Here is a 6,517-nt window from a genome sequence, read left to right as displayed (position 1 = left end):
ACAAGAAGCAAGCCAAGTACTTCAAGTGAAGAAGAAACAAGTTCAACAACAACAAGTAGCAAACCAAGTACTACAAGTGAAGAAGAAACAAGTACAACTACAACAAGTAGCAAGCCAAGTACTACAAGTGAAGAAGAAATAAGTTCATCTACAACAAGTACAAGTGAATCAACAAGTACAAGTGAATCAACAAGTACAAGTGAATCAACAAGTACAAGTGAATCAACAGGTACAAGTGAATCAACAAGTACAAGTGGTTCAACTACAACAGGTGATAAGCCAAATACTTCAACTAGTGCCACAGGGACTAAACCAAGTTCATCAAATAAAAAACATTTACCTAAAACAGGTGAATCAAATGATAGTTTTATAGTGATTGGTTTCGTAATTTTAAGTTTCACAATTAGTGTTGTCTATGTTGAAAGAAGAAGAAAAAATTAAGAACTGATGTTAAATGTTCTTGAAAAAGGAGAAAATATTTTCTCCTTTTTCTTTTTATATTTTATTCTTGGGAGTATTTGACAAGGCATTTTATAAAATCTATAATTAGAGAGAATGCAATCATTTTGTATTGAATAATGTATATAATATAGAAAAGGTAGAGAGTAAATTTATCTTCCTTTTAACTTGTACTAGATAAATAGAATATTGGTTAAATATATGAATAAAAATAATAGTAAGATAAAGTGGTTTTCACTTATTAGGATACTTGGATTGATACTCGTCCTTTTTTATCATTTCTTCAAAAATGTATTACCTGGTGGGTTTATTGGTGTAGATATATTCTTTGTGTTTTCTGGATACCTAATAACATCATTAGTAGTCAAAGAGATTGGAGAAAAAGGAAGCTTTTCCCTTCTTGATTTTTACCGGAGAAGATTTTTAAGAATTTTTCCACCTTTACTCATAATGGTTCTGTTTACATTACCATTGAGTATGCTTTTACCAAGTGACTACCGTGCAAATATTGGTAACCAAGCTATGGCGGCACTGGGGTTTGTTACTAACCTTTTTGAAATAAGATCTGGTTCTTCTTATGAAAGTCAATTTTTCCCTCATTTTTATGTACATACGTGGACATTATCATTAGAATTTCTTTTTTATTTATTAGGCGGTTTCTTTTTCTTTATACTTTATAAAATCATAAAAAAAAGGTCAAAAAATAAATTGAGTGATGAAAATCAGTTTAAATTAATAATAATGCTGGTGTCACTTATAGGAGCTATTATAAGTATAGTTATACTTGAGTTGAAATTTAATTTAGCAAATCCAAGTGTTACGTATTATAGTGCTTCAAGCCATTTTTATCCTTTCTTTATCGGAAGTTTGACAGCAACACTATGTGGTATAAAATTAACAAGATCACAACAAAGAATTTTTGCAAAAAAAAATAAATCAATTCCAATTATCTTTATGTTTGTTTTATCAGTTGTATTGGTAATTATGGCTAGACTACTTACTTTTGATAATCCGTTGACATTCCGTATTGGTTTGATTGCGACTTCATTAGTCACAGCATTACTGATAGTTAATGCAAGAATTTTAAGTGCTGTAACTACAGCCAAAGAGCCAAAAGTGTTAGGATTCTTAGCAGATATATCTTATTCAATGTATTTATGGCATTGGCCACTTTGGATTGTTATCTCTTATTTCATAAAAAATGAATTAGCAGCTGGACTTTTAAGTTTGGTACTTACTACAGTTATTTCAGCAATCGTTTACTATGGAATCGAACCATGGTTTCATGGCAAAAATCTAGAACATTTAAATAAATATTGGCAAGATAAGAGAATTCGCTATGGTGTTATTGGAGTACTTGCCATCCTTTTAATTGGTGATATTACTATAGGTACAACTGCTAAGCCAATATCAGATTTGGAAACATCTGTTTACAATGGTGAATTAGTTCAAACTTCTAATAAAATAAAAGAACTTGGAACAGCAGGTATTCAAATGGACACTATATTTAATAGTATCTATGCAAGTTCCGATTTTAATAGTCCATTAACCGGTTTGGTTTCAGATGAAGAAATTGTTGAAAAAAATATTAAATATGCTGATTATACAATTGCAAGTAGCGATATAAGGGGTGGAGTGACTTTAATTGGAGACTCTGTAATGCTTGGCGCAGCACAAGAATTATCGGATACTATTCCGGGAGCTGTTGTTGATGCAAAGGTTAGCCGTAATTATCAAGCAGGTTATGAAGTTTTTGAAAATTTACTTAATACTGGTAAACTTGGTAAATATGTTGTTATTGGCTTAGGCACAAATCCAATGGGTGGAGCTGAAGGAGATTATATAAATAGTATAATTCAAGATTTACCTAATGGAAGTAGACTGGTATTTATTGTGCCATACAACGCTAAAAACCCAACAGATACGTTAATGAATACGCAAGAATTCATAAGGGATGCAGCAAAAAAATATGACTTTGTAACCGCGTATGAGTGGCCTACGGATGCTCAGAATTATGTAAGTGAGCTTGAAGATGGGGTTCATTTAATCTATGGTAAAAATTTAAAACGAGTTTATACAAGTGGATTAATAAAAGCCCTCAATTCAGCTGCTTCAAAGCCCGCTAAAAAATAATAAGCTAAAATCATCTCATCAACAGAAAACTGAAGGTGAGATTTTTTTATTTATTAAAATTAAGATGTGAGAAAAACTAAAATATAACTTAATAATATATGAATTGACTAATATGTTATAATTAGTATTTAGATAAATAGGTAGGAATATTATGGCAACTCAGAGAAAAAATACAAATAAAAAAAGAAAGAAAAAACCTACAAAGGCAGAAATTGCCAAAAGAAAAGCAACAAGGAAAATGATAGTATTTATTATTATCTTATTCTTAAGTATAATTGCTATGCTCAAATTAGGAATTGTTGGAGTTACGCTGTATAATCTGACAAGAATTTTTGTGGGTTCTTTAGCATATTTATTTTTGACATTAATACTTTTAGGAATGTTCGTTACAATGACACGACAAAAATTTATTAAGCCGTCTAAAAGAGGAATATTTGGAATTATTTTAGGTTTTATAGGTCTTCTTCTGCTTTTCCAAGCAAGGTTTGATGTACTCTTTGGAAGTGCAAATGTTTGGAATGTTTTATCGTCCGATTTTAAAGAGCTGCGAGTTACTAACTTTGTTGGTGGTGGAATGATGGGTGCGGTACTTTATGATCCAGCAAAACTTCTTTTTTCGCAAGTCGGTGTTTATATCATCGCTACAATTTTAGAAGTTACAGCCCTCTATCTTATAGCGCCTAACTTTATAATTAATATAGGTGCTAAAGTTGAAAATCTATTTTTCAATCTAAGGGACTATATGCGAGATAAAAGTCAGGAGCGTAAGGAAAAACGTGAAATACGACAAGCTGAAGAAGAAGCTAGAGCACTTGAAGAAAAAATTCAAGCAGCTAATGCAGTAGAATATGATGAAGTTCAAGAAGAAGAGAGTTTTGAACCACAAATTCAGCTACCAATATTTGACCAAGAAACTGGTGAAATATTGGAAGGGGATCAATATCAAGCAACTGATTACCAATATGATGATAACGATTACTACGATGACCAGCCACAGTTTTTCGATGATGTAGAAGACGATGGTGAAGAAGTTGAAATGGTTTTCAAAGAAGCACCAAAGAAAAATGATAACTATAAGTTACCAACAATTGATTTACTAGCTAAGATACCTGTCAAAAATCAGTCAAATGAAAAGAAAATAGTTCGTGAAAATATCAAAATTTTGGAAGATACATTTCAAAGTTTTGGTATCAAAGCTAGTGTAGAAAGTGCAGTAGTTGGTCCAAGTGTTACCAAATATGAGATTAAACCAGCTGTAGGTGTTCGAGTGAACAGAATCGCTAATTTGTCTGATGATTTGGCTCTCGCACTTGCTGCCAAAGATGTCCGTATTGAGGCTCCAATTCCTGGTAAATCACTTATCGGTATTGAAGTTCCTAACAGCCAAGTAGCGACAGTTGGGTTTAGAGAGATGTGGGATAATGGAAAGACAGATCCTAACAAATTACTAGATATACCTCTTGGTAAAGCGGTTGATGGAACAATTAAGACATTTGATTTGACTCGCATGCCACATTTACTTGTAGCAGGTTCTACGGGTTCTGGTAAATCAGTTGCGGTAAATGGAATAATTACTAGTATCTTAATGAAGGCAAGACCTTCAGAAGTTAAATTTTTGATGGTCGATCCAAAAATGGTTGAGCTTTCAGTTTATAATGATATTCCTCATCTGTTGATTCCAGTAGTAACTAATCCTCGTAAGGCTAGTCGAGCTCTGCAGAAGGTTGTAGACGAAATGGAAAATCGTTATGAGTTATTTAGTCAGTTTGGCGTTAGAAACATCGAAGGATATAATAACAAGGTTGAACAATACAATGCTCAGTCAGATACTAAATATCAAACTTTACCTCTAATCGTTGTTATCGTAGATGAGCTTGCTGACCTTATGATGGTAGCAAGTAAAGAAGTTGAAGAAGCAATCATCCGTCTCGGACAAAAAGCACGTGCAGCTGGTATCCATATGATATTAGCCACTCAAAGACCATCTGTTGATGTTATTAGTGGTCTGATAAAAGCAAACGTACCATCAAGGGTTGCATTTGCTGTATCAAGTGGTACTGACTCACGAACAATCATCGATTCAAATGGTGCTGAAAAACTCCTTGGTCGAGGAGATATGCTCTTTAAACCAATTGATGAGAACCATCCACTTCGCTTGCAAGGTGCCTTCCTAAGTGATGATGACGTTGAACGAGTAGTTAACTTTGTAAAAGACCAAGAAGAAGTTGATTATGATGAGTCATTTGACCCAGGAGAAGTAGCCGATACCGACAATGGTTCTTCCTATGGTGGAGGAACTGAGTCAGGTGATCCGTTATTTGAAGAAGCTAAGGCCCTTGTTCTAGAGACGCAAAAGGCTAGCGCTTCAATGCTTCAAAGAAGATTATCTACAGGCTTTAACAGAGCAACAAGGATAATGGAAGAGCTAGAAGCCGCGGGTATAATTGGACCAGCAGAAGGTACAAAACCACGGAAAGTACTTGTTGGAAAAGACGGACAAGATATAGAAGCATAAAATATTAATTGAGAGCATCTAGAAATAGATGTTTTTTTGTAAGCTCTTATAGCTATGACTTTATAAATTGTACCGATAAAAAAATTTAAAAATTTAAAGTTTTTTCTTGCATTATTTTCAAAATTGATTATACTGTTCATATAGATTATAATCACTAGAAACAGGAGACGTCCATGGATCTAATTATACAAAATTCATCTGATGAACCAATTTATCAACAGATGTACAACCAAATCAAAGACCAAATATTGTCAGGTCAATTGAAAAAAGATGACTTATTGCCATCAATTAGGAAGCTTTCTAAAGAATTGAAGGTCAGCGTAATCACAACTACTAGAGCATATACAGAACTTGAAAAAGATGGATATGTAACAATAGTTCAAGGTAAAGGATGTTATGTGAATAGCATTGATAATTCCATTCTTGAAGAACGAATTTATTCTGAGATTGAAGATAATTTCTCTCAAATCCTTCGAGCTGCGCGCTTAGTTGACCTCTCAAACGAAGAAGTGTTGAATCACTTCAAAATGTTTATGGAGATGGAAGATAATGACGAATAATAATTATGAGAATGCATTACAAGTATTAAACCTATCAAAAAAATTTAATGAATTTCAACTAGATGATGTATCTTTTATCTTACCAGCAGGATACATTATGGGACTTGTTGGTAAAAACGGGGCAGGAAAAACAACAACAATCAATTTAATTCTTGACCTTATAAAAAAGGACAGCGGTGTCATTAATATTTTCGATGAAAATACTGAAGGAAAAAGTGAATTTAAAGATGAGATAGCAACAGTCTTTGACGATACATTTTTTAGTTCAGATTGGACGGCTATAGATATAGAAAAAGCAATTGGACCTTTTTATAGTAAATGGGATTCAAATACATTCCACAACTACCTAAAACAGTTTTCTCTTTCTTCAAAGAAAAAAGTCAAAGAACTTTCAAAAGGTATGAAGATGAAAATGATGCTTGCAGTTGCACTTTCTCATAATGCAAAATTATTAATTCTTGATGAACCTACAAGTGGCCTTGACCCTGTTGCTAGAGATGAGTTGATGGATATCTTACTTGATTATATGGAATCGGGAGAAGCAAGTGTATTATTTTCTACTCACATAACTGATGACCTTGAAAAAATTGCTGATTACATCACTTTAATGAAAGATGGGAAAGTATTTTATACTGGTCCCAAAGATGATTTAGTAGAATCTTACTTTGTAGTTCAAGGAAAGATTAGTGAAATTTATCCAGAGTTTGAAAATCTCGTAATTGGTCTTAGAAAAACATCAACAGGATTTTCTTGCTTGATGAATATAAAAGATATTGCAACACTTAAAACAAATATGGTCACTGAAAAAGCAACAATCGATGATATATTAATTTATATCAATAAATAGGGG

At 32.9% G+C, this 6,517-nt stretch carries 5 protein-coding genes; all 5 read left to right on the top strand.

Features of this window, described 5'->3' with window-relative positions; genetic code table 11:
• On the top strand, positions 1-441 hold a 441-nt coding region (locus tag BG261_RS06285), incomplete at its 5' end, for an LPXTG cell wall anchor domain-containing protein (RefSeq protein ID WP_143603375.1).
• Positions 442-660: 219 nt separating this feature from the next.
• Positions 661-2,592 carry an acyltransferase family protein gene (locus tag BG261_RS06280; protein ID WP_070792326.1) on the top strand — a complete coding sequence of 644 codons (1,932 nt, stop codon included), beginning with the start codon at positions 661-663 and terminating at the stop codon, positions 2,590-2,592.
• 151 nt (positions 2,593-2,743) lie between these two features.
• Positions 2,744-5,107, top strand: a complete 2,364-nt coding sequence (locus tag BG261_RS06275; protein WP_070792323.1) for a DNA translocase FtsK — start codon at positions 2,744-2,746, stop codon at positions 5,105-5,107.
• Between the two features lie 173 nt (positions 5,108-5,280).
• A complete protein-coding gene (locus tag BG261_RS06270) occupies positions 5,281-5,667 on the top strand; it encodes a GntR family transcriptional regulator (RefSeq protein WP_070787364.1) in 387 nt (128 codons plus the stop codon).
• A complete protein-coding gene (locus tag BG261_RS06265; RefSeq protein ID WP_070792321.1) occupies positions 5,657-6,514 on the top strand; it encodes an ABC transporter ATP-binding protein in 858 nt (285 codons plus the stop codon). Before BG261_RS06270 ends, BG261_RS06265 begins: the two co-directional genes overlap by 11 nt.
• The last annotated feature ends 3 nt before the right edge of the window (positions 6,515-6,517 follow it).

This window comes from Floricoccus tropicus (assembly GCF_001832905.1).
GTDB lineage: Bacteria > Bacillota > Bacilli > Lactobacillales > Streptococcaceae > Floricoccus > Floricoccus tropicus.
This window is presented reverse-complemented; position numbering and strand designations above follow the sequence as displayed.

What these genes read in the sequence shown, in the direction of transcription:
- BG261_RS06265 (WP_070792321.1), top strand. Translation starts at nt 5,657, where the DNA reads ATGACGAATAATAATTATGAGAATGCATTACAAGTATTAAACCTATCA.
- BG261_RS06280 (WP_070792326.1), top strand. Translation starts at nt 661, where the DNA reads ATGAATAAAAATAATAGTAAGATAAAGTGGTTTTCACTTATTAGGATA.
- BG261_RS06275 (WP_070792323.1), top strand. Translation starts at nt 2,744, where the DNA reads ATGGCAACTCAGAGAAAAAATACAAATAAAAAAAGAAAGAAAAAACCT.
- BG261_RS06270 (WP_070787364.1), top strand. Translation starts at nt 5,281, where the DNA reads ATGGATCTAATTATACAAAATTCATCTGATGAACCAATTTATCAACAG.